Consider the following 21,763-nt stretch of genomic DNA (forward strand, 5'->3'; position numbering starts at 1 on the left):
GTTACACCCCGTCACGGTAGGCGATCGTTTCCGGATAGACGACTTCGACCACGCCGAGGCGGCCGAAATACGTCACCAGCTGGCGCAGATCGCGATACTCGAGCGGCGTGCGCTGCAGCGGCACCAGCGGGAAGCGCACGCGGTTCTTGTCCTTCGTGTACGCGACCATGCGGTTCTTGCCCGCAGCGCCGCGGCCCGTGAGCCACTTCGACGGGAAGATTTCCAGCGGACGGCCGTTGAGCTGGTTCGCGAGGCTGTTGTCCTGCAGGTAGCGCAGCACGCTGATGTTGCCAGCGTCGCTGACCTTGCGCTGGACGAGCAGGGAAAAGCTCGTCGGGTCGAGCAGCACGCGGCTCGGGCACACCGCGTAGCCCGCGGCGGCCCACGCGCTGTTCAGCAGCTCGTTCACGTCGTCGAGCATCTGGTCCGGCGTCGCCGTCGCCCAGTTGCCGGTCTGTGCGTTCGAGACGTTCTCGACCGCCGAACTGTTCACGAGGCCCGTCACACCGAGGACGCTGTCGCCGATGTACACCTGCTCGTCGACGTCCATGTTGTGCTTCAGCTGCATACCCTCGAACTTCTGCTGGTCGACAGGGCGTCCGAGTTTCTGCGCGGATTCGAGTTCCGGGATCGTCCAGCCGATCTGCATGCCCCACAGCGTCAGCGGATTCGCCGTCTTGCCGATGTCCAGGCCGAGGCTCTGGATCGCATTCGCGTCCTTGCCCACCCACGACTTGCCGGCGGGCGACGGGCCGCCCGCCGCGGCGAACATCGAGTTCGTGAACGAGGACACTTCGTCGGCGATCGACACGTCCTCGCGCAGGTCGATGTCGCGCGACCACGTGACCGACGTGAGCGGCATGTGCAACGTCTGGTCGAGGCGTTCGAGCTCGCCGACCAGGAACGCGCCCGTGCTGTCGATCGTGCGCGCGTCGAACGTCATCATGCTGTCGCGCGTGCGCGCGCGGATGATCGCCGGCGCTCCGGCGATTACGATGCCTGCCGCGCGGGCGAGCAGCGACTTGTTGTGAGTCGTCATGTCGGCTCCCTTAGATGTTGTAGGCGATTTCGACGTTGCCGTCGGCGTCAGCGCCGGCCATGAACGTCGCGCCGGTGATGGCGATCGTGTTCGTGCCGTCGGCCGCAGCCTCGATGCCGCCGATCGGTTTGCCGGCGGCGGCCGCTGCGACGCGCACGTACACCTGACCGTCGAGCGCGGCGACACCGGCGTTAAGCTTCACCGTCTGATAGCCGCGGCGCAGCACGTCCGCGATGCCCTTCGTCGGCGGCGTCGACGTGCCGAGCGGATCCTGCGAGCTCTGCGTCGGGTACGGCCGCACCAGCAGACCGTAGACCGCCGTGGCGACGTCGCCCGCGCCGATCGGCACGAACTTGCCTTTCACGATCTTCCCGAACAGGCCGTATGCCGAGAACGGCGCGGTCGGATCGAGGGGGACCGGCTCGATCGTCGACTGCGACGGCCGGGTCACATCGCCGGGAATGCCCGACGGCATGCGATACACAATTGCGTTGCCCATGAGGCATTCTCCTTACTGGTTGGACTGACCCGCCCAGAACTTGCGGTTCTGTTCGTTGATGTCGGCGATGGTCTTCACCTTGCCGAAGTCGCGCGTGCTCACCTTGCCGCTCGACGCGCCGGCGTTGTTCTTCGCGCGCATCAGCTCGGCAGCGCCGGTGAAGATCGCGTCGACCACCGGCGCGGGCATGGTGTCGAAGTCCGGCGCGCGGCGGCCGAGGAACGGCGCGATCGCGGCGCGGCCGGCGTCGGTTTCATACGCCTGGTCGAGCGCGCGGCGCTGGCACTTGCAGAGCGCGGCCGCGCGATCCTTCGTCTTCAGGCCGTCGAGCGTCGGCAGCTTCACGCCTGGCGCGAGGATCTCGGCGCGCGCGGCGATGAGTCGCGCGGAGTCGCCGGTGTACAGGTCGACGCCTTCCTCGCTGACGCGGCGGGACGGCTCGGCCTCGATGATCGTGTCGGTCGTCTCGTCCGTTTCGTCGTCTTCCTCGTCGTCGTCCTCGGTTTCCTGTTCGCGCTCGGCGTCGCGCGCAGCGAGGCGGCTCACCTTGCGGTCGAGCGCCTTCACGGTCTTCGCGAGCGCCGCGATCGCGTCGGCCGTCTTTCCGTCACGCTCGGCGGCTTCGCGCTTCTCGCGCTCTTCATCCGACTCTTCGTCCATCGCCTTCTGACCTTCTTCCAGCGCTTCCTCGACGCCCTCGGCGTCCTTGGCCCGCATGGCCTTCATCAGGCGGTCGAGCCATGCCGAGCGGCGCGGCTTGCTGTCTTTCGTCTTCATCTCGGGTTCCTTATCGCCAATCGCGCAGCGCGGACCGCAACGGCCGCGAGGGACGATGGCTACGTGGTTGACAACGATGTTCCGCTGTACCCCGCGGCCGGGTGATACCTGTTCGTAGTCAGCCTCGTATCCGAGGCTGACTTCTTCAATTTCTTCGTCCTGCACTGCGGTGATCGCGTCCGGGTGCTTGATCAGCAGATCGGTCACGAGCAGATCGGGCTCCGACGTGCTGCGCCTCGGGTTGAGCATCACACCCTGTGTCAAGCCAGAGTAGTTGGATGGCTGGACAAAGTCCTCAGGATGGTCGAGCGTGATGTCCTTTCCCATGCAGCTCGCGAGCGTCTCGTCGCGAAACACTTCCTCCGGCGTGCGGCTGATGCGGATCAGCCCGTCCGGGCCGGCCTCGACCGGCACCTCGCCGGCCGCGTACAGCATCTCGCCGGTGCGCGCGACAGGAACGTCCTCGCACAGCAGGAAGCCTTCCGGCGTCAGCGAACGCTTCGGCCCGAGCTTCTGGATGGTGTAGAACCGCATGCTCTTCAGGCGCTCGTTTTGCGCCGCTCCGTGATTTTTTCTACAACGAATTCAGCAAGCGCCGATCCGTACGCATCAGGATCCATGACTGCCAACTCATCGGGCGTAAAGAGTTCCATCGTCATTCCGGCAAAATTGGCTCTGCGTAACACCGGCAATTGGGGAATTGCCCTGGGTGGTGCTGAACGAAATTTGGTTTCTTTTCAGTGCCCTCATTGATCATCGGCGGGCTGTCCCATGCAAAAATCTTTCCGTTCAACGCTCTATGACTGGGGCGCACATCGCTATCACCACTCGTCACCCATCGGTAGTGCGTGCTGCCGACGGCGCGCGCACGGGCCTCGGTGAGCGACGTTGCAGCGCGCGAGACCTCGGTGCGCGCGATCAAGTCGGCGCGGCTCTTCGCCACTTCGCCGGATTCCTGAATCGCCTTGGAAATTTGAGCCGCGCGCGTGCTGTCCTCGAGCGCTTCGATCGTGAGCCGGTGGACGCGCTTGGCAGCCTCGAGCGGGATCGACTTGATGAGCGTCACCTGCTCGGCCATCAGCGCGCGCATCGTCTCGCCGGTCGGCGCACGGCGCAGCTCGTCGCGCAGCGCGCGCGACATCTCCTGCGCCTGCTGCATCCACGCCTGCTCGTCGCGCCGATTCAGGTCTTCCAGCATCCGCGCCGCGGTCGCCTCGGCCCACGGCGTGAGCGCCTCGGCGTACCGCCTAAGCAGCTGCTCGATGGTCGGGATCGCTTCGAGATCTCCAAGCGGAAAGCCATCGAACAAATCCTCGACGTGCTTGGCTATCTTTCGCAGGTGCGTTCGATACACCCTTTCCGGTCCGTTGAGATTGACCGGATTCCGGCGCTTGCGCTTGCGGTCGATCGTTCGGATCATCATCAGACAGGTCAGTTTCGGGCACGGGCGGCGGCTGGTCCTCCGCTTCCTTGATCTCTTCGTCGGTGATCGACGCGAACACGCCGGTGCGATGGCTGGAAGCGCGCAGCTCCTTCATGCCGCCGGCTGGCGTCATCAGGCCCGCGTCGACAACCTTCGTCACGGCGTCCGCGACCGTGTTGGCCGTCGTCGCCTTCTGCTCGTCGGTCATCTGCCAGAGCGCGCGGAAGTCGTACGAGAACCCCTCGGGCGGCTTCGCGCCGAGCACCGAGCGGAACATCACCTCGAACAGCTGGTTCAGCGCGCGGCGCAGCCGGCGCTCCTGCTGCTGCTTGATGTTGTCGTAGTAGGTGCGCAGGTCCGACTCGCCGGTCGCGTTCAGGCCGGCCGGCGACTGGCCGAGCAACCGCACGAGCGGGATCTGCAGCGCGCCGGCGAGCTGCTGCGCGAACTGCAGCAGCACGGCATCTAGGCCGGTGAAGCCGTACTGGTCGATCTGCATCTCGTCGTCGGCGTCGATCATCGACAGCCCTTCGTTGGACTGGTACCGACGAATGAAGTCGACGTTCTTGAGCAACGCTTCCAGCGCCGGGCCGCCCGCGGCGAGAACCTTACGCAGATCCTTGACCTTGAACGTGCGCAGGTGCGCCTTGAACACGAGCTGCGCCGCGCCCATCGTCGTGCTGTCAAACGCGACGAGGCGATCGATCAGACGCTCGATGACGGACTGGCCCCACAGGTTCTCGGCGATGCGCTGCCAGTACGGCAGCGTGACACCGTCGAAGCGCAGCACGCGGCTGTAGTGGATGCGCTGGCGTGGCAGCGCCATCGAATCCGCGACGACGTCGTAGAACTTCGGCATGCCGAGGTCAGGGCCCGGCTCGGTGACCAGATCGTTCAGCGTCGGTTGAACGAGCCAGCGGTCGAGCACGCAGAGCCCCTTGAACTGGCCCTTGTCGATCGTGTCGAGGCGCAGCGGTTTCGACGCGTCTTGCCCGTCGATCATCATCACCGCCAGCGCCCCGCCATACAGCCGCGCCCACTTGATCGTGTCGCAAAGGCTGTCCCAGACCGCGAGATCCTCGAACTCCTGGTTCAGCTTGTCCTTGTCCTCGGGCGCGATGTCGGAGCCGATATCGACGCCCATGCGCGTCATGTCCTCGGCGACGACGTCGACCGCCTGCCCGACGATCCACGAGGACCGGTACATTGCCTCCATCTGCACGCGGTTGCGCGAGATGAAATCGAACCCGTACTGGTATGCGGACGACTGGTTCGGCGTGCCGAGACCGATGCGCGCCTCAAAGTTCTGGAAGCTGTCCGGCGTCAACCAGCGCTTCGCGTTGGCGGAATCCGCGGCCATTGCGCGGTAATGCCGCTGCTCGGCCTTGCGTTGCTTTCGATTCATCCTGCCAACCTTGTCCAAATGTCCAGAACCTGACCGGCCGGCTGGTACGCGATCATGACCGCGTCAGCCAGGTTCGGCGATTTCGTGCCGTCGGGCGCCTTGTCGATAACGATCTTCCCGACGCCGTTGACGGTGTAGGTCGGCTGCGACAACTCCATTGTCAGCGCGGCCAGTTCCTTCAGTTCCGGGTCGATCGAGATGATGTCGTCTGGGTTGTACGGCTTGCCCTCGACGACCGCGCGGTACGTCGCCTGGAAGCGCAGCCGCAGTGCCCACCAGGACTGCGCCTTAAGGTTGGCGAAGTAGTCCTTGTTCTTGCGCTCCGGCACCATCTCGCCTTCGGGATCGTGCACCGGGCCGGAGCCGCGGAACGGCTCGTCGTTGATCGGCCGCTTGCCGATCGCGATGCGCTGCTCGTTGATCACGCGCGCGTCGCCGCGCACGCCGGCACCGAGACCGTCGGCGTCATAGTCGAACGACTCGTAGCCGAGCTCGTCGCAGATGCCGAAGGTCTTCTCGACCGTCTCGTAGATGTCACCGCCTTGGCCAGACCACGAACGCAGGAAGTTCAGCAGGAAGCCGTAGCGGCCGGCGAACGCGTTCTTGTCCTTGCCCTCGTCGGCGACGTCCAGACCGCCGCGCCGCGCGCCGCTCGGCTCGATTCCGAGCTTCAGATGCGCGCCGATCGCCGCCTGCACCCACGCGGACGGGATCACGACGCCCTCGACGGACGCCGCGTAGTTGATGTCGATTTCCTGCGCGACGACGACAGGGTCGAGCTCGGCGCACTGCTTCGCGTACCAGGCGTCGTCCTTGCGCGGGTCGTCGCGCCAGTGGAACGTGAAGACCTTCACCTTGCCGCTGTGCCGGCGCTGCGCGAACGAGTTCCCCATGCCGTTCGGCGTGGAGATGTCCTGCCGGCAGTTCGTCGTCGCCGACAGCGACGCGTCAACCAGTTGCGGCCGCTCGAGGAACGCCGATTCATCGACGATGTAGAAGCTGGCTCGGTCGCCGCGGCCGATGCCGTCGCCCGATTCGCCCGTGATCACTGACCCGGTGTCCGGGAAGATGATCCGCATGTGCGGCGCGTGCGTGCCGATGTCCCATGAGCGGCGGAACTCGGCCGGCAGCAGCCGCAAGAACTCGCGCGCCTTCCAGAACAGGCTTTTGGGCGAACCGATCTTGTCGACGTACTCTTCCTTGCGCGAGCCGAAGCCTGCCGCGACGCCCTCGTGGAACAGGCAGATCGTGTCGGCCAGCCCGACCGTCAGCCACGACATACCCATGTCGCGCGTCTTCTCGGTGATGCCCGGCTCCTGCGCCTTCCAGCGCTCCATGAACCACTGACACCATTCCTCCTGCTTCGGGAATAGCAGGAACGGGATCGTCGCCGGCAGCCCGCGCTCGACGTTACGTGGATCGAACGTCATGCCCCAGTCGATGATGAACTGAGCCGGGTTGTCGCGGTAGAACGTTCGCAGTGCCGGCAGCACGCCGGGGTTCGCGCGGATGCGCTTCAGACGCTCCGCTCGCCATTCGAGCACCTGCACGTAATCTGGTGCGCGGAAGTCGAACGGGAACGGGATGGGCATGCTATGGGTTCATCAACTGCGCGTACAACTTTGCGGCTTCGATCGGATCGTTCGTCACGGTGGAGATCGACTGCACCGGGCCGCCGTCCTTGCCCGTCACCTCGACCTTGTCTTTGAACATGCCCAGATGGCGGCCAAGCAGCTCGAGGTTCTTTACCTTGTCGGGCCACTTGATCTTCTTCAGGATGCCAACCATCTCGCGCGCGTCGCCGGCGCCGTCGAACATTTCAGCCAGATCAAACCCGCTGAGGTATTGCCGCCAGACTTTCGGCCAATCGCTCACGGGCTTGAGCGCCATGTCGTCGGTCATGATGTCGAGCACATCCATCTGATCAATTTCGACCATGCGCTGCAGCACGTAGTCCGCGTCGACCTGCGTGCGCTGACGACGCGCCTTCATGCACTCGGCAAGCGCCGCCGCGACTGAGGTTTTCTGAAGTAGCTCGGCACCAATCCGATATGCCGTCTTCGGGCTGTATCCCGCGCGGATCGCCGCCTGCGTCGCGTTCAGGTCGACCAGATACTCGTCGACAAAGCGCTGCTGCTTGGGGGTGAGTTTCCGCATGTGGTTATGAGAAGCTGTCGCTTCACCTGAAAAATTCTCGCCGGTCTATTCCCGGCTGCCATCCGCGTTGCGCGGCGAGCGGGGAATCACGGCTCCGGAGCGGGCCGCGGCGGGATGTCGAACAACGCTTCGGCCGCACGGCGCGCAGCGCTCGGCTGCGTGCGCTCGGCCTGCCTTCGCTTCTGGCGCGCCTCGGCTTCCTGCTTCGCCTCCAGCACCAGCATCGGATCGCGGTACATGCGGGATTCGAGGATGCGGAAAGGCATGGCGGAACCTCAATGCAAAAAGCCCGCACTGGGCGGGCTTTGGGTGTACTTGCGGTGAGTATGGGCAAATTTTAGGTGCTTTGTCGCAAAACTGCAAGCACTTTTTCCTTCGAAGTCCTTACGCTGCAACGGATTGCGCGAAATCGCACGCAGGACGGTTCGGGGACGGCACCACGCCGTGCAGCACGAACCCAGTCTCGAGGCGCGCAACCGCCAGATTTTCCAGTTCCGCGAAGCGCGTAGCCATCCACTTTGCCGCGCGGAAGGCTCTATCCTTCGTCACCTTGTGCCGCTCAGCAAGATCCCGGATCGACGCCCCTTCCCTCTTCGCGCGCGGCAGGTAGTTCCATGCCGCCAGGTCGCGCAGCAGCGCCACAGCCGTGATGCCGCTCGACTTCCTCGACCAGATCGCCAGCGCGTTGATGCCCGCCACCTTCTCGTCGCCGTGCGCGAAGCGAGCCAGCACCGCGGCATACTCGGGCGAAGGCAGCCGTGTGCGCGCCGCGTCCGTGATCATGGCGCACTGGGCCCGGTATTCCTCGAGCGTCAGCCGGTCCGGGTCGAAATCACCCTGCGGGCCGCGCAGCTCGTTCAACCAGGCTTCCTGCGCCTTGGTCGGGCGATCGATGTCCTCGAGGATCCGGATTAGCATGTTTCGGAACGGCGCTTTCTGCCGCGGCGGTAACGACAGGACGAGGTACGCCACGTGCAGCGCCTGCCGAGTGTCTTGGAATGCTTCATTCATTGGCCTGTTCCCCCGTCAAAAGTGCCAATCCATCACGCCGCTTCCAGCGGCAACTGCTCAACCTGCACCCGCACGCCGGGCGTCAGGCTGTAACGCTTGCTGATGCGGTACTCGACCGCCTGGGCGTCGTCGTTCCAGACGATGCCATTCATCCCGTCCTTGATCGCCTTGAGGACGTTGTCCGCATCGGGTTTCTTTGTCGCGGCGACCTTCCCGGCCACGGCTGCCGCATGCTTCTTCTTCGACCAGCTCGCTGGAATGGCGAGTTCGATGTCGAGCCACAGCTCGACCGGCCCGTCGATAGGCGCGGCGCCCGCCATTGCCTCGCCGGCGGCCAGCTTCACGAGCGTCTCGTAGTTCACGGTCTTCTCGGGCGTGTAAGCGCGCACGAAGCCGCCCTGGCGCGCGAACTTCGGTCGGCCCTTTGCCACGGGCTGGCCGGGCACGGAGAAAACAACCCGGCGCAGGAGCCGGGTGTCGTCGAACAGATGGCGGTTTTCGGTCATGCTTTCCTCGCTGCCCATCGGGCTTTCACTTCGTTCTCAATCTCGGCCGCGGCCGATTCCCCCAACTGCTCGCGCCACCGAGCAAGCGTCTCGCGCCGCATTTCCACCGTCGGCTGCGCCATCAGGTGCCGGACGCGGCAGCACAGCTTCGTGAAGTCGAGCCGGCCGGCGTTGGCTCGGCAGAGCGAGCACTGTTCCATCGTCAGCCCCGCGGCGAGCGCTGCGCGCCCTTCTGTGCCCCTCGCGCATACGCGAGGATCGAGTTCGGGAGCAACTTCGCCACGGCATCGGGCCGATCTGCAACCGGGAGCAACGCCTCGCGCGCGCGAGAGAGCGAGCGTTCCGAGCGCCCCGGGCGGCCTGCCAGAATCGCGGCCAAGTGGGCACGAGCGGTCGCCTTGTCCGTCGTGGCTTTGCCGGGCGTGGGAAGCGCGGCCATAGCGGGCGGCACGGGCGGCACGGTGCCCTCGTCCCGAACCGCATCAAGCGCCGCCGCGAACCGCTTCACGAGCACGTCGCGACCGAGAGTGCGCATCTCGTACCCGCCGACGCGCTGGGCCGCCCAGTAGACCGTGGGATCGGGCCAGACGTCGCCGCCGTCGGTGCTGCGACGATGCAACTGCGCGACGGCGTAGTCGAGCACCTCGCTGACGTGCTGGCGTGGTCGGCACAGCAGGCGGAATTCCGGGCAGGTCGGCACGTAAGGCCGATCGCGTAAAGCGGCGATGCCGCGCTGCCACTCGGACGGCGTCAGGTCCGCCAGGTCGAGCGCCCACTGGCGCTTCACGCCGTCGAGGTGCTTTTGCACCGTCTCGGGCCGCAACGGATCGCCGCCGCGCCACATGTCCGCGAGGCGGGCCCCGTAGCGCTGCCCAAGGATGGCAAACAAGCGCTCAATGAGCCGCTGCGGTGCCGCGTCTTGCGGCCAGTCAGCCGACGATAGTCGCGTCGACGTCGATGGTGCCTGGGTCATGCCCATACTCGTCTCCCAAGGGGTTACCGGCGAGGCCGGCGAGGATCGCTGCGGTCTGGTCACTCCAGCTCGGTTGCGGGGAAGCGCGAGGCGGGCGCCTCACCCGCTCCAGCTTCGTCCGCACGAAGTTCGCGTTGATCGGCCCCGGGTCGTTCGCGTTGTCGCGATCCTCGACGGCCAGCTCGTACGCCTTGCGCAACTCCAACGCCGTTGGCCGGGCCGCAGCGAGATCGATCACCTGCTGCTGGCTTGGCGTGAGGTTGCGCACGGCCTTGCCACGCTCTCGCTCCCACTCCCGGAGCGATGTCGAAATCTCGGCGGCGGACAGCGCGCCTTCGCACGTGCGCGCACGCGAAGCTGTGCGTACGCCGTCGTTAGTACCTTCGGTTTTAGGTTTACTTCCGGTTCCGGTTCCGGTTCCGGTGTCGTGACTCCGGGTGGAGTCCTGAGGTTGTCCACCGTCTGTCCCATGGGACAAATCCGGGACATCGCCGGAAGGGTCGGCGGTCTTTTTCCGTTCGCGCTGGCCTGCTTTCCGAGCACGTTCTTTGTCGCGCGTCTCCAGCATTTCGAGCACGCGTTCAACCATCGTGTTGTGGTACAGGCGGCCATCCTCGGCGGCCCACCAGCCACGCATGAGGCGCTTCTTTGCCGATTGAAATTGCTCGAGATCCATCCCGATGCGCGCGGCGATCAGTTCATCATCGTCGGGCAGGCTGCCGCACGGCGTCTGTTCCCACGCGGTCATCCAGAGCATGAGCAGCCACGGGCGGATTTCGGGCGCAGCGAGGGCCCACGTGTCAGATTGGCGGATGCGCTCGTAGTCGAGCTCGAAACGCCAGCCCTTCGCCCGTGTGTCGGACGGATACGGGATTGCGGCCACGCCTACCTCCGCATGAGCCAAGCGAGCAGCGCGCAGAGCACGACGACGAGCGCGACGTAGGCGACCAGTGCGATCTGGAGCTGGCTCATGACCGCCCCTCCTTGACGCGCTGCTGCTGGCGCGTCTCCAGATACTTGAACGCCATGCTCTCGAGCGCCGTCAGTTCGTGCGCGTCGACGACCATGGAATCGACCGGAACGACCTGCAGGCCGGCGGCGGCCAGAAGCAGCGCCCACCGGTTCAAGTCGTCCAGCGCTCGGCTGATGGTGCTAGCCGACACGCCCATGCAATCAGCCACATGCGCCTGCGTCACGCGTGCAATCGCACGCAAGATCTCGGATTCATTGCGTGCACCGAGCATGCGTGCGTTTTCAATCTCAGAAGCCGAAACTGTTTCCGTACTCATTTTTGTTCGCAGCTCAGCTGCGCCCACTGAAAAGATGCGAACCCCCGCTATGCGAGAATTGAAGCTCTCCACTTCCTCAACCCACTCACAACGGGGTTCGCATGACCACACACAACTTAGGAACCGCTCCAATCCGCTGCCCCGCGTGCGGCGGCACACAATTCATCGAGCACGGGGGAGAACAGCCGGATGGTGTAGACCCGAACATCGCGGCGACCTGCGCCGGTTGTTCGAAGACCCTCACCAAGGGCGAAATCGACGAGCTGGTCAGGAAGATCGGCGATGCGTTTTCGGATGCCATCGGCGACGCGCTCCGGAAGGCGTTGAAGAAGTTCTGACAGCTCGGTCAGACGCGCTTCTATCTGCTCGGTCTCGAAGCGGACCTGCATTTGAATGGGACCGGGCATCACTTATCCGTCGGATGGGGAGCATCTTTCGGGTACAGCGCTCCGTAAATCTTCCGCGCGCCCTCGTTAATTTGTTCGATGGCACTCTCCGCGAAGCGCCGCCACCTTTCGCGCTCGACGCTCGGGCGCGAAAGCCATCGCGTCGACGGCTTATGCTCGGCGCGCACCGGCTTGAACACGCGGGTCTTCTTCACTTCACACCTCCATGCCAAGGCAGCCAATGGATCAACCATGCGAGGCCGCAGAAGCCCAGCACGACGACATGCGCTATCAACAGACCGGCGAGCAACCCAGAAAAAATTGGATATCCGCTCGCCGGGCTGATCCAGCGCTCGATGAATGCCAGGAGGCGTTTCATGCCTCCTCCTTGGTCTGGGCGCAGATCCGCGAGTGGAGCTCGACCAACTTCTGTCCCGGCTCGAAGCGGAACCCACGCTGAGACCCAGCCTTGTCGCTGAGTACCTGGCTGATAGATGCCTGAGTAACGCCGATGTGCTCCGCGATCGCTCGCTGAGTCCAATGGGCATCCAATAGATCGCGGATCAGAGATTTCCAGTTCATGAGGCAGATATTAGCATCCTAATGAATCAAGTCAAGAGCAAACTATTTGAGTTTTCTAATATTCTCGCGTCCATGGAAACTTTAGGATCGCGCGTCAAAGCGGCGCGCCTCGACGCCAAGCTGTCTCAGGAGGCACTCGCTCGCCAAGTCGGCGTATCGCAGGGCCTCATAGGACAGATCGAATCTGGGAAGAACCAGGGATCGAAGCATTTGGCCGCGTTAGCCCGTGCGCTGAGCGTCTCCGCCGACTGGCTCGAGACAGGAAAGGGACCGCGCGAACGCGCCGTCGGACAACACAAAATTCCCGAAGACCAAGGGAACGTCCTGGTGTGGGAGCACCCTGACGACCTGCCGCCTGACGAAAACCGCGTCTGGCTGGACAGGTACGACTACAGATTCAGTGCGGGGACCGGTTTGATTCAGTGGGAAGTACGGCAGAAGAAGGCTTTGCCGTTCGACATCGGCTTTTTCCGGGCTCTAGGGTCGAAGCCCAAGGATTGCAAGCTCGTGTGCGTGCATGGTGACAGCATGGAGCCGTACCTGTTCGATCGCGACATGATCATGGTCGATACGGCGAAGACGCATATACGGGACGGCAAGGTGTACGCGATTTACTTCGAAGGCGAACCGTTGGTGAAGCAAATTTTCAAGCAGGCCGGCGGCTCAATCTGCCTTCACTCCATTAACTCGGGAAAGTATCCAGACAAGATCGTGACGCCCGAACTGATGGAATCGGTGACGATCATGGGGGAAGTCATCTACCGGTCCGGTTCTGGCTGGGCCGGTGGCAACTGATCGCGACGTTCCGCCTCACAAGATAGAAAAATGTAGAAAAATGGATCCGAGCAGCCTTACCGACGATGTGATCGAACACCTGCTGAGGAAATCCAAGCAGGTTGTCAACCCGCGGGCGCGCGAGGTCCCAAAGGCCAAACACCTCGAGAGGAATTTCGACGTCAAGTCGATTGAGGGTGATGACCATTTCACGCTGATAACGCGTCAAAGCACACTGATTCCGGAGAATTTTTCGTGCGGGCTAATTTGGCATGCAGCACCGGGCCAACGCGTAATCCTTACTCGATATAACGGCTACGACCACGAGCATGGGAACCCCATCGAAGGGACCAAGTTTCAGTTCAGCTGCCACATTCATCGGGCAACCCAGCGATACATCCAGGCTGGGCGCAAGGCTGAAATGTATGCTGAAGCGACGGAGCGCTACAGCACATTGCCTGATGCGATTGAATGTCTCTTGATCGATTGCAACATCAGTGGATATCCTCGAGGGCGTGACACTGGCAACGAGCGCCAGCTATCATTGTTGTAATGGAAGCCACGACTCAACTCCTCCAGGCCGAACTTTGCAAAGCGCTCTGCTCTGAAGTGAGCCTTCAGGAGCGCTCAGATGGGCTCGTCCATGTGCGTACGCCATTCCATTTCCCTGATGGCGATTCGTTCTCGATGTATTTGCGAAGGCTGCCTAGCGGGGGCTTTCGTATCAGCGACATGGGCGGCACGCTGATGCATCTGAGCTACGAGCAGGATATCGACAAGCTCAGAGAAGGCACGCGCAGCCGGATCTTTTCCCAGGTGCTAGCGGAAATGGGGCTAGTCGACGAGGATGGCGAGCTTGTCATCGAAGTCCCCGGCGATCAGTTGGGCGCCGGCGTATTTCGCTTCGGGCAAGCGCTCACGCGCGTTCACGACCTTACATTCCTAAATCGGGTGCAGGTCGAGAGCACGTTCTACGATGATCTGTATGAACGAATTGCCGAGGTTGCCGGGGCCGACCGCGTCCAGCGGGACTATGCGGCACCCGGGGTTCCTGATGCGGATCGCTATTTGGCGGATTTCGGCATTGTTACGCCTCGCGCTCCGCTCTTAATTTTTGGTGTTCCCAGCCAAGCAAAGGCCCGATTGGCCACTATTGTGATGCAGCATCTACAGATGCATCACTTCAAGTTTCGCAGCATGGTCGTGTACTCCGATATGGCGTCCATTTCCAGAACGGATGTGTCACGACTGACATCGGTTGCCAATGACCAAGTTCCGTCGCTCTCCGAGGCAGAGGCGCTTGTCCGCAAGATCAAGGAGGCCTTGGAGCCATCCTAAGTAGGAATCCGCTCAAGCCCTCACCCAAGCCCGCCAAGCGCGGGGCTTGTCATTTCTGACTCCGCCCGAATCCCTCCCTCAGCCCGCCTGGCGCGGCTTATGCGCCGTCAAGCCGTCAGCTTGAATTCCATCCGTTTCCCCAAGGCCGTCAACGCACTCGCCAACGTCGTCAGCGTGAGACTCGCATCCTCTTCATCCAGAAGTCGATTGAGCGCAGCGCGGCTCGTGTGCATACGAGCGGCCATAGCGGTCTTGGACAGCTTCTGGGCCTTCATTTCCTGCTCGATCTGCCACGCGATTAGCCGCTTCATGGCAGTCGCCGTAGCTTCTTCGAGCCTACCTTCCTCGGCAAGGAAATCGTCAAAGCTACTTCCGATGTGCTTGTTTGCCATGATGTGACTCCTTCAGTTGCTCAGTACCAGCCGAGTCGCGCAACTGGCGCAGTCTTGTCCGGGCCAGTTTCAGGTCGGTCTGGGGCGTTTCCTGAGACTTCTTGATGAAGCCGTGAAGCAAGACCATCTTGTCCCCGACGACCGTAAACAGTACCCGGGCAATCCGCTGATATAGGTCGACCCGGACTTCCCACAGATCCGCTTCCATCTTCCGAACCAACGGCATCCCGAGCGGCCAGCCAATCTCTACCGTCTTGATGTCGTCGCCAATGGCCTTGCGGTCCTGAACATCCAGCCCGCGAAGCCATTCGCGGACGGGCTCGTTACCGCTCTCGGTCCGAAAGAAATGGACAGAGAGCACGCGACTGACCGGCTCGACCATAGGGGAATAGGATTGGGGAATGCCTCAATCGTACCAAAGTTGGTACAGAAAGCAAGTCGTTTCCCTTCCCGCCAGCCAGGGGCTTCGCCATCCACCAGCCGCCCTCCCACGGGCTTTTTTGCGCCCTGCGTCGCACCGCCCTTCCCACCCTCGGCATCGCGCTCGCAACGCCCTCACGGGCACCGCATTCCCCTCTGTTACAAATTTCTCGAGTGAGAGTATTAGTTTCCTATTGACACGCTTCTATTAGCATCCTAATATTCATCTCAACGCAGCACACATCGCTGCCCGCCCGGCCCCCCGGGTGCTCTCTAAAAATTCGGCGGATAAAAGGTGCCACGCGGCCATAGTGCCGCCGAGCGCACACATCTCCCACACGCGTGGATGAGTAGGTTGGAAACGCGGAAATGGTTGGTCGGCTGGCCCGACTGGCTTCCGCGGCTCATCGCGGCGCCCCTAAACCGTGTCGATGGCGAGGTAATCGGCACAAACCTCGCGCGGCCCGGAGCGGTAGCCAATCCGGTGTAGCCGGGTGGGGACGCTAAGCAATGTATCTGAGGCGGCTTTCTTGCGAGAGCCGCGCCATGTACACGACACAGGAGCAAACGAAATGGACGTATTGAAACAGTCCGTTGTAGTGCGAGGCAAAAAGCACACTCGCACGTGCTTCCCGCGTCATGACGGAAGTCATGGCGTCATCTACACCGTGACGGATTTGAACGGCAATTCGCGCGTTCTACCACCGCATAAGTCTCGAAAAATAATTGCCGAGATTGAAAGCGCTATTGCTCGCACGGCCCAACACCTTCCGGGGCTTCGGCCCCGCGACAACGTAGCGTCACCCTCGCAACACCGCCCCGGTGTTCTTCCGGGGCTTCCCACCTCTTTGGAGGATTCCCCGTGAGCACCCAACTTTCCTGCATCGCGATGCGGGATCTCGGCGCTTTTATGCGCCAACAGAGCGCCGCTGAGGCCCGGGCGAGTGCGCGTGAGCGCGCTGCTGAGTCTGCCGATCCCCTGAACGCGCTGAAGCGTCTCGAAGAAGACAGCTACCCGGCCTATCTCGAACTGCTCGACGCGCTCATCAAGCAGGACACAAAGCGCGCCGGCGAGATCATGCAGGAAGCGTTCGAGGCTGAGGTGAACGTATTTGCCGAGGGCGAGGTGGCTCATGGATAAGCACACGCCGGATCTGCGCATGGACGCCTACTACTACGGTTTCGGTTCAACGGGCGTGTATGCCGTTGATCTTATCCTCTCGGCAGTCGCATGCGCTGGGAAGGCTTACCACCATACGGACTGTTGGTTCGATGAAAGTACGCCCTACGACGGACACACCGGGAGCACTCCCGTTGAGTGGATTCAGAACGCAGGAAATGCGGCTGCTGAGCAATTCGCACAAATCAACGCCATCAACGCGGAACTGCTAGAGGCGTCAGAAATGGCACTCTCCTACATCGAGGCGGTGTGCTTCAACACTCCGAACGAGAAGAAGCGCCGGAATTACGCCGACGCCGCTTCGAAGATCCGCGCCGCCCTCGCCAAAGCACGAGGCGACGACAACCAAGTCGAGTGCCAAGCCTGTTACGGCAAGGGGTTCAACGACGTTGAGCGCCAAGTGGCCGAGCGCAAGTCTGACGTGCAGACGTTCCGCGAGACGTGCGAAGCCTGCGAAGGCACCGGGAAGGTGAATGCAGGGGGTGCAGCATGATCCGCCTTGTCCTTGACTTCTGCGCTCGCATGCTCGCCGTCCTCGCCTTCCTGTTCCTGCTCGTCGGCATCTTCAAGTACAGCGCCGACTCGTATGCCGCCGACGTCCCGTCATACGGGCGCACGCCGCAATGAAAGCCACTGCGCGCACCGCGATCACCGCCGCGCTGATCGCATCGATCCTTGCCTTTCTAGCATGGCGCGAGGCCGAAAGCTGGCGCGCCTGCCGCGCCGTCCATCCTATGACGTACTGCCTGACCACCTGGGAGAACTGACGTGCATATCGAACTGACCTGGGCCGAGTACGTGCGCCTGCAGCGCGCCGCCGGCTACCGCCTCACCGGCCGCTGGCTCGCCAGCGGTCCCGAGTTTGTCCGCATTCACTGAGAGAACCGCCATGCAGAGCATCTACACCGTTCGCGCTTCGAGTTGGGGCGCGCTTTTCGACTGTTCCTACCGCTGGGAAGGCATCCACCTGCTCAAGCTGCGTAACGTCGTCGGCCTGCGCGCGGCGCTGGGCACCGCCATCCATGCGGGCACGGCCGTATTCGACCAGAGCCGCCTGGACGGCGCGGGCCTCACCGCCGACGACGCGGCCGGCGCGTTCGTCGACAAGCTGCGCGACCCCGAGAACGAGTTCGACCCGTCGCAAGACGATCTGACGATGTCCGAGGCCGAGCGCATCGGCATCACGTTGCTGACGAAATACTGTCGCGAAATCTCGCCGCAGTTCGAGTTCGTGGCCGTCGAGATGGAAACGAAGCCGCTCGACATCGATTGCGGAAACGGGATCGTGGTGCGCCTTACCGGCACGATGGACCGCGCTCGCGTGCGCCGCACTGCCGCCGGCGTAGGCATCGCCGATCTGAAAAGCGGGTCCGCCGCGGTGCAAAAAGGCGCGGCCGTGACGAAGGGGCACGGGCCGCAGGTCGGAACCTACGAGATTCTCTACGAGCATTCGACTGGCGACGTCATCGGCGACGACGCCGAAATCATCGGCCTCAAGACGAAAGGCACGCTCGAAATCGCCACCGGCACGATCAAGAACGCCAAGCGCGCCATGCTCGGTTCCGAATCGACGCCTGGCCTGATCGAGTTCGCGGCCGACATGTTCAAGACCGGCCGCTTCTACCCCAACCCTAAATCGTTGCTGTGCTCGGAGAAGTACTGCCCGCGCTACGCCACCTGCCAATTCCACGACTGAGACATCGCAATGAACGCACCGACTACCCTCGACAACCTGCGCTCGCCCGCGCCGCGCGAAGCCAACCTTCCTGCCGTCGCACCCGGATTCAGCAGCCTGCAATCGTTCGAACTGATGCAGCGCGCCGCCAAGTTGCTTTCCAGCTCGACGCTCGTTCCCGTCGCCTACCGTGCGTGGGACGAGAAGAAAGGCGAGAACGCCAACGCACTCGCCAATTGCGTCGTGGCGCTGAACATGTCGCAGCGCATGGGCGCCGACCCGCTGATGGTGATGCAGAACCTGTACATCGTCGAAGGCCGGCCGTCCTGGTCCTCGCAGTGGATCATCGCCGCGATCAACGGCTGCGGCCGTTTCTCGCCGCTGCGCTTCGACCTCAAAGACCTCGGTCCCAAGGAAGTCGAGTACGAGGTCACAAAGTGGGTGGATCGCCAGCGCGTCACCACGAAGCACAAGGCCACGGTGCAGAACCTCGAGTGCATCGCCTGGGCCGTCGAGAAGGAAACGGGCACCCGCATCGACAGCCCGAAGGTGTCCGTCGAAATGGCGGTCAAGGAAGGCTGGTACGGCAAGAGCGGCAGCAAGTGGCAGACCATGCCCGAAGTGATGCTGCGATATCGTACGGCGTCGTTCTTCGGCAAGCTCTACGCGCCCGAGCTACTCATGGGTCTGCAAACCGTCGAGGAAGCGCAGGACATCATCGACCTGAACCCGGACGGTAGCTTTACCGTGCCGTCGACCACCGTCGGCGAAATGCGAACCAACGCAATGCAAACTGCCGCGCGTGCCGAACCGGCCGACGTCGTCGAATCGGCCCAGGGCAGCGGCGCGGCGCAAAAATCCGCCCCCGACGAAAACCAACAGCCGGGGCTCGACATCGGCGACGGCGCTGCTCAGACGGATGCTGGCGACAGCCAACACGACACCGCCGCCGAGTTCTCGCACGTGAACAGCGCCCTGCTCAGCGCCAAGAACGTCGACGAGCTCGACTATGCGCGCAGCCTCATCAAGGACGTTGCTGACGAAAGGCAGCAAGCGACGCTGCACCAGGTCGCCTCGCGCCGTATGCGCGATCTTACGCCGGCCGATGAGGCGACCACAGCAGCCCCGTCGGCCCGCCGCGCGCGCGCCCCTCTCAACACCGACTGAAAACCTCACCCGGTACGGCCCGCGTAGACGGCCAGCGCCGGATGAAGAGCGTCGCCGCGCTGCCGGTATTACCCCGGCGCGGCGGGCAGATAACCCACAGGAAACAGGAGGGATAAAGCCATGCGGCTCACCCACATCCACACCACCAACTTCCTCGGCATCCGATCGGCTGACGTCGAGCTGTGCACCCCGGTCGCTCTGTTCTGCGGCCCGAACGGCGCCGGGAAGTCGAGCATTCAGGACGCCGTGCGCCTCGCCCTCGCTGGCGAAAGCGTTCGTGTCGCACTCAAGAAGGAATACGGCCGCCTGGTGCACGATGGCGCCGAGTCGGGATCCATCGTCGTCGTTGCCGACGGCGGTCGCGCGTACAACGTCGCCCTGCCCGGCGGCAAAATCACGCAGACCATCCCGGCTGACCCGCGCCTTCCCTTCGTGCTTGACGCGCAGCGCTTTGCCAGCCTGGACGCCAAGGCACGACGCACGTTCTTGTTCGGCCTGATGGGCGTCACCATCGGTACCGACGACGTGCGCCAGCGTCTCATCGCCCGCGGCATCACCGGCGACAAGGTCGAAGCGGTCCTGCCGCTGGTGCGCGCAGGATTCGAAGCGGCCGCCGGCGAGGCGCAGACGAAGGCTACGGCGGCCAAAGGCGCATGGCGCGCGGTGACAGGCGAGACGTATGGCGTCGTGAAAGCGAGCAACTGGACGGCCCCGGCGCCCGAAGGCGCTGAGGATCCGGACGACCTCGCCGCCGCTCTCGCCGAAGGCCGCCAGACGATTGAGGACTTCGAACGTGAAGCTGCGGACCTGCAGCGCCAGCTCGGCGAGATCGACGCAGCGGACCGCCAGCGCCAGCAGCGCGAAACGCGCGCGGCCGAACTGCGCGCGCTCGCTGGCAAGCTGCCGAAGGCCGAAGAGTCGCTTGAGCGCGCCCGGGCCGAATTGGCCGAGTTCCTGCCGAAGGTGGAAGCGCTGCGCGCGGCAGCGGGCGGTAAGGTCGAAGGCATGCCGTGCACGTGTCCCGAATGCGGCGCCCTGCTGCGCTACCTCGCCGGGAGGCTGACAGCAGATACGCCGGTCGAGCGCAACGACGAAGCCGCCGCCAGCCTGCCCGAGTACGAGAAGAGCCTGACAGTGCTGCAGAACGCGGTGAAGAGCCGCGAGGCCGAGTTCGATCGCGCTCGCGACGCCGCGGCGCAGCTCGAACTGCTCGCGAAGGAATCGGCGGCTGACGCCGACGACGACGCACCGGCCCGGGCCGACGTCGAGCGAGCACTGACCGAGGCCAAGGACCGCGCTGCGCAGGCCCGGAAGATCGTCGCCGGCATCGAAGCGTCGCAGCGCGCAGTAGCCGAAGCTGCCGAGAAGACGAAACGCGCCGCGCAGCACCATGCGGACGTCGTCGCATGGGACACGCTCGCCGGCGCGCTCGGACCTGATGGCATTCCAGCCGACCTGCTTAGCGAGGCGCTGGCCCCCATCAACGCCCGCATGGCCGCCCAATCCGAGGCAGCAGGCTGGGCGACGGTAGCGATCAGCGCCGAAATGTCGATCACCGCCGCCGGCCGCGATTACGCGCTTCTGTCCGAGTCCGAGAAGTGGCGCACCGACGCCCTGATAGCTGAGGCCATCGCCAACCTGTCGGGCGTGCGCGTGCTGATGCTCGATCGCGCCGACGTCCTGGTCGGCGCCGAGCGCGACAACCTGCTGTATTGGCTCGACGACCTGGCGCACGCCGGCGAAATCGATACCGCCATCGTTTTCATGAGCATGAAGGCGGCGCCCGGCCAGATGCCGGAATCGATCACTCCGTACTGGATCGCTGATCACTGCGTCGGCATGGCCCGAGCAGCCGCATAACGCTCCGTAGACCTGTTCCACAGGGCCCGTCATTTCTTCCGGCTATCGGCAGCCATTCAATCGCCGGATTCCACTCAGGAGATATTCATGACCCAGGTCGTAATCCCGCCGCTCAACGATGGCGAAATCTACCTCTGCGGCATCGTCGATGCCAATGGCGACGTCGAGCATACCGTGATCGTCGCTATCAACAACGAGCGCAGCGAATGGCAGGAACAGATGGAGTGGGCAAAGTCCCTAGGCGCTGACCTCATGACGCGCCCCGAGCAGGCCATCGCCTTCGCGAAGCACAAAGACCGCTTCGAAAAAGCTGGCTACTGGAGCAACGAGGATGCTGGCGACGGCTTCGCCTGGTTTCAGGACTTCGACGATGGTCGCCAGACCTTCAACCACCAGTACTACCGGTTGCGCGCGGTGGCCGTCCGCAGATTCAAAAATTAAGTCATTCAACCATTTGAACGAGGCATGCAATGACGATCACGCTTGAGGCCATCGAGGCCAAACATACCGAGCTCGGCCAACTGATCGAGCGATTCAAGGAACAGGCAAAGGGAACTGAGATTCGCATCCACGAAACGGTGATCCCGCTTGCGGCCGGTGAACGTTTTGCCGGGGCTGTGCTGAACGAAGACGGGACGCTGAGCCACTACCTGATCAAGCTCGCGGGCGAGATTGAGGACGTTGACTTCTCCGGCGCACGCGAATGGGCCGCCAGCAGGGACGGCGAACTGCCGACGCGGCAGGAACAGGCGCTGCTCTACGCCAACCTCAAGGGCGAATTCGCTGCCGAGTATTACTGGTCTGGCGAGGAGCGTGATGGCGGCTTCGCCTGGTATCAGTACTTCTACGATGGTTGCCAGTACTACGACTTCCAGGACAACCGGTTTCGCGCGGTGGCCGTCCGCAGATT

The 21,763-nt window shown here is 63.4% G+C and carries 32 protein-coding genes; 13 read left to right on the forward strand and 19 right to left on the reverse strand.

Going from position 1 to position 21,763, the window contains the following annotated elements; translation table 11 throughout:
• Position 1: 1 nt before the first annotated feature.
• From CDN36_RS21115 to CDN36_RS21180, 14 genes are all read right to left on the reverse strand, one after another.
• Complete coding sequence (locus tag CDN36_RS21115; protein ID WP_287497797.1) at positions 2-1,039, reverse strand: DUF2184 domain-containing protein; 1,038 nt, start codon at positions 1,037-1,039, stop codon at positions 2-4.
• Between the two features lie 10 nt (positions 1,040-1,049).
• Positions 1,050-1,538 (reverse strand): structural cement protein Gp24, encoded by a 489-nt coding sequence (locus CDN36_RS21120; RefSeq protein ID WP_287497798.1) that lies wholly within the window; start codon positions 1,536-1,538, stop codon positions 1,050-1,052.
• A 12-nt stretch (positions 1,539-1,550) separates the two neighbouring features.
• Positions 1,551-2,849 carry a DUF2213 domain-containing protein gene (locus CDN36_RS21125; RefSeq protein WP_287497799.1) on the reverse strand — a complete coding sequence of 433 codons (1,299 nt, stop codon included), beginning with the start codon at positions 2,847-2,849 and terminating at the stop codon, positions 1,551-1,553.
• Between the two features lie 121 nt (positions 2,850-2,970).
• On the reverse strand, positions 2,971-3,624 hold the full coding sequence (locus CDN36_RS21130) for a phage head morphogenesis protein (RefSeq protein ID WP_287497800.1): 654 nt from the start codon (positions 3,622-3,624) through the stop codon (positions 2,971-2,973).
• Positions 3,563-5,143: a DUF1073 domain-containing protein gene (locus CDN36_RS21135; RefSeq protein WP_287497821.1), complete on the reverse strand. Its 1,581-nt coding sequence runs from the start codon at positions 5,141-5,143 to the stop codon at positions 3,563-3,565. The genes CDN36_RS21130 and CDN36_RS21135 overlap by 62 nt, the downstream gene beginning before the upstream one ends.
• Entirely contained in the window at positions 5,140-6,735 is a 1,596-nt protein-coding gene (locus CDN36_RS21140) for a TerL protein (RefSeq protein ID WP_287497801.1), read from the reverse strand. The genes CDN36_RS21135 and CDN36_RS21140 overlap by 4 nt, the downstream gene beginning before the upstream one ends.
• A 1-nt stretch (position 6,736) precedes the next feature.
• Positions 6,737-7,300, reverse strand: a complete 564-nt coding sequence (locus tag CDN36_RS21145) for a terminase small subunit (RefSeq protein WP_287497802.1) — start codon at positions 7,298-7,300, stop codon at positions 6,737-6,739.
• A gap of 86 nt (positions 7,301-7,386) precedes the next feature.
• On the reverse strand, positions 7,387-7,566 hold the full coding sequence (locus CDN36_RS21150; protein WP_217039138.1) for a hypothetical protein: 180 nt from the start codon (positions 7,564-7,566) through the stop codon (positions 7,387-7,389).
• Positions 7,567-7,684: 118 nt separating this feature from the next.
• On the reverse strand, positions 7,685-8,311 hold the full coding sequence (locus CDN36_RS21155; protein WP_287497803.1) for a hypothetical protein: 627 nt from the start codon (positions 8,309-8,311) through the stop codon (positions 7,685-7,687).
• A 32-nt stretch (positions 8,312-8,343) separates the two neighbouring features.
• Positions 8,344-8,817, reverse strand: coding sequence for a RusA family crossover junction endodeoxyribonuclease (locus tag CDN36_RS21160; protein ID WP_287497804.1), 474 nt, complete (start codon positions 8,815-8,817; stop codon positions 8,344-8,346).
• Entirely contained in the window at positions 8,814-9,017 is a 204-nt protein-coding gene (locus CDN36_RS21165) for a hypothetical protein (protein WP_287497805.1), read from the reverse strand. Before CDN36_RS21165 ends, CDN36_RS21160 begins: the two co-directional genes overlap by 4 nt.
• A 2-nt stretch (positions 9,018-9,019) precedes the next feature.
• Positions 9,020-9,790 carry a hypothetical protein gene (locus CDN36_RS21170; RefSeq protein WP_287497806.1) on the reverse strand — a complete coding sequence of 257 codons (771 nt, stop codon included), beginning with the start codon at positions 9,788-9,790 and terminating at the stop codon, positions 9,020-9,022.
• Positions 9,747-10,673, reverse strand: coding sequence for a hypothetical protein (locus CDN36_RS21175; protein ID WP_287497807.1), 927 nt, complete (start codon positions 10,671-10,673; stop codon positions 9,747-9,749). The genes CDN36_RS21170 and CDN36_RS21175 overlap by 44 nt, the downstream gene beginning before the upstream one ends.
• Positions 10,674-10,758: 85 nt before the next feature.
• Positions 10,759-11,079 (reverse strand): MarR family transcriptional regulator, encoded by a 321-nt coding sequence (locus tag CDN36_RS21180; RefSeq protein WP_287497808.1) that lies wholly within the window; start codon positions 11,077-11,079, stop codon positions 10,759-10,761.
• 101 nt (positions 11,080-11,180) lie between these two features.
• Between CDN36_RS21180 and CDN36_RS22625 the strand changes: the two genes are divergently transcribed.
• Positions 11,181-11,417: an ECs_2282 family putative zinc-binding protein gene (locus tag CDN36_RS22625; RefSeq protein ID WP_069220419.1), complete on the forward strand. Its 237-nt coding sequence runs from the start codon at positions 11,181-11,183 to the stop codon at positions 11,415-11,417.
• 68 nt (positions 11,418-11,485) lie between these two features.
• Here CDN36_RS22625 and CDN36_RS21190 read toward each other — a convergent pair whose 3' ends face one another.
• The 3 genes from CDN36_RS21190 to CDN36_RS21200 are packed head-to-tail and all read right to left on the reverse strand — an operon-like array spanning position 11,486 to position 12,047.
• Positions 11,486-11,680: a hypothetical protein gene (locus CDN36_RS21190; RefSeq protein ID WP_217105468.1), complete on the reverse strand. Its 195-nt coding sequence runs from the start codon at positions 11,678-11,680 to the stop codon at positions 11,486-11,488.
• Entirely contained in the window at positions 11,677-11,844 is a 168-nt protein-coding gene (locus tag CDN36_RS21195) for a hypothetical protein (protein WP_287497809.1), read from the reverse strand. Before CDN36_RS21195 ends, CDN36_RS21190 begins: the two co-directional genes overlap by 4 nt.
• Positions 11,841-12,047, reverse strand: a complete 207-nt coding sequence (locus tag CDN36_RS21200) for a hypothetical protein (protein ID WP_088924418.1) — start codon at positions 12,045-12,047, stop codon at positions 11,841-11,843. The genes CDN36_RS21195 and CDN36_RS21200 overlap by 4 nt, the downstream gene beginning before the upstream one ends.
• Positions 12,048-12,068: 21 nt before the next feature.
• Between CDN36_RS21200 and CDN36_RS21205 the strand changes: the two genes are divergently transcribed.
• The 3 genes from CDN36_RS21205 to CDN36_RS21215 are packed head-to-tail and all read left to right on the forward strand — an operon-like array spanning position 12,069 to position 14,159.
• Entirely contained in the window at positions 12,069-12,842 is a 774-nt protein-coding gene (locus CDN36_RS21205; protein ID WP_287497810.1) for an XRE family transcriptional regulator, read from the forward strand.
• A 40-nt stretch (positions 12,843-12,882) separates the two neighbouring features.
• On the forward strand, positions 12,883-13,374 hold the full coding sequence (locus CDN36_RS21210) for a DUF6978 family protein (protein WP_065494707.1): 492 nt from the start codon (positions 12,883-12,885) through the stop codon (positions 13,372-13,374).
• On the forward strand, positions 13,374-14,159 hold the full coding sequence (locus CDN36_RS21215) for a DUF1828 domain-containing protein (protein ID WP_065494706.1): 786 nt from the start codon (positions 13,374-13,376) through the stop codon (positions 14,157-14,159). The genes CDN36_RS21210 and CDN36_RS21215 overlap by 1 nt, the downstream gene beginning before the upstream one ends.
• A gap of 107 nt (positions 14,160-14,266) precedes the next feature.
• Here CDN36_RS21215 and CDN36_RS21220 read toward each other — a convergent pair whose 3' ends face one another.
• Positions 14,267-14,551 (reverse strand): XRE family transcriptional regulator, encoded by a 285-nt coding sequence (locus CDN36_RS21220; RefSeq protein ID WP_048995628.1) that lies wholly within the window; start codon positions 14,549-14,551, stop codon positions 14,267-14,269.
• Entirely contained in the window at positions 14,526-14,933 is a 408-nt protein-coding gene (locus CDN36_RS21225) for a type II toxin-antitoxin system RelE/ParE family toxin (protein WP_048995630.1), read from the reverse strand. The genes CDN36_RS21220 and CDN36_RS21225 overlap by 26 nt, the downstream gene beginning before the upstream one ends.
• Before the next feature lie 900 nt (positions 14,934-15,833).
• On the opposite strand from CDN36_RS21225, the gene CDN36_RS21230 reads away from it, so the two are divergent.
• The 9 genes from CDN36_RS21230 to CDN36_RS21270 all read left to right on the forward strand — a co-directional run.
• Positions 15,834-16,112, forward strand: coding sequence for a hypothetical protein (locus CDN36_RS21230; RefSeq protein ID WP_287497811.1), 279 nt, complete (start codon positions 15,834-15,836; stop codon positions 16,110-16,112).
• Positions 16,105-16,644, forward strand: coding sequence for a DnaJ-like cysteine-rich domain-containing protein (locus tag CDN36_RS21235; RefSeq protein WP_287497812.1), 540 nt, complete (start codon positions 16,105-16,107; stop codon positions 16,642-16,644). The genes CDN36_RS21230 and CDN36_RS21235 overlap by 8 nt, the downstream gene beginning before the upstream one ends.
• Positions 16,641-16,778, forward strand: a complete 138-nt coding sequence (locus tag CDN36_RS21240; RefSeq protein WP_287497813.1) for a hypothetical protein — start codon at positions 16,641-16,643, stop codon at positions 16,776-16,778. Before CDN36_RS21235 ends, CDN36_RS21240 begins: the two co-directional genes overlap by 4 nt.
• The gene (locus CDN36_RS21245; protein ID WP_287497814.1) at positions 16,775-16,918 is read left to right on the forward strand and encodes a hypothetical protein; all 144 of its coding nucleotides are present in this window, start codon (positions 16,775-16,777) and stop codon (positions 16,916-16,918) included. Before CDN36_RS21240 ends, CDN36_RS21245 begins: the two co-directional genes overlap by 4 nt.
• 122 nt (positions 16,919-17,040) lie before the next feature.
• Positions 17,041-17,847 (forward strand): RecB family exonuclease, encoded by an 807-nt coding sequence (locus tag CDN36_RS21250; protein ID WP_287497815.1) that lies wholly within the window; start codon positions 17,041-17,043, stop codon positions 17,845-17,847.
• 9 nt (positions 17,848-17,856) lie between these two features.
• Positions 17,857-18,993 carry a recombinase family protein gene (locus CDN36_RS21255; RefSeq protein ID WP_287497816.1) on the forward strand — a complete coding sequence of 379 codons (1,137 nt, stop codon included), beginning with the start codon at positions 17,857-17,859 and terminating at the stop codon, positions 18,991-18,993.
• 120 nt (positions 18,994-19,113) lie between these two features.
• The gene (locus CDN36_RS21260) at positions 19,114-20,853 is read left to right on the forward strand and encodes an AAA family ATPase (protein ID WP_287497817.1); all 1,740 of its coding nucleotides are present in this window, start codon (positions 19,114-19,116) and stop codon (positions 20,851-20,853) included.
• 87 nt (positions 20,854-20,940) lie between these two features.
• Complete coding sequence (locus CDN36_RS21265; protein ID WP_287497818.1) at positions 20,941-21,294, forward strand: DUF1566 domain-containing protein; 354 nt, start codon at positions 20,941-20,943, stop codon at positions 21,292-21,294.
• A 29-nt stretch (positions 21,295-21,323) separates the two neighbouring features.
• Positions 21,324-21,763, forward strand: a 440-nt coding sequence (locus CDN36_RS21270) for an Lcl C-terminal domain-containing protein (RefSeq protein ID WP_287497819.1), incomplete at its 3' end; no start/stop codon positions are given.

It is taken from the genome of Pandoraea sp. CB10b_02, from assembly GCF_002216225.1.
GTDB lineage: Bacteria > Pseudomonadota > Gammaproteobacteria > Burkholderiales > Burkholderiaceae > Pandoraea > Pandoraea nosoerga.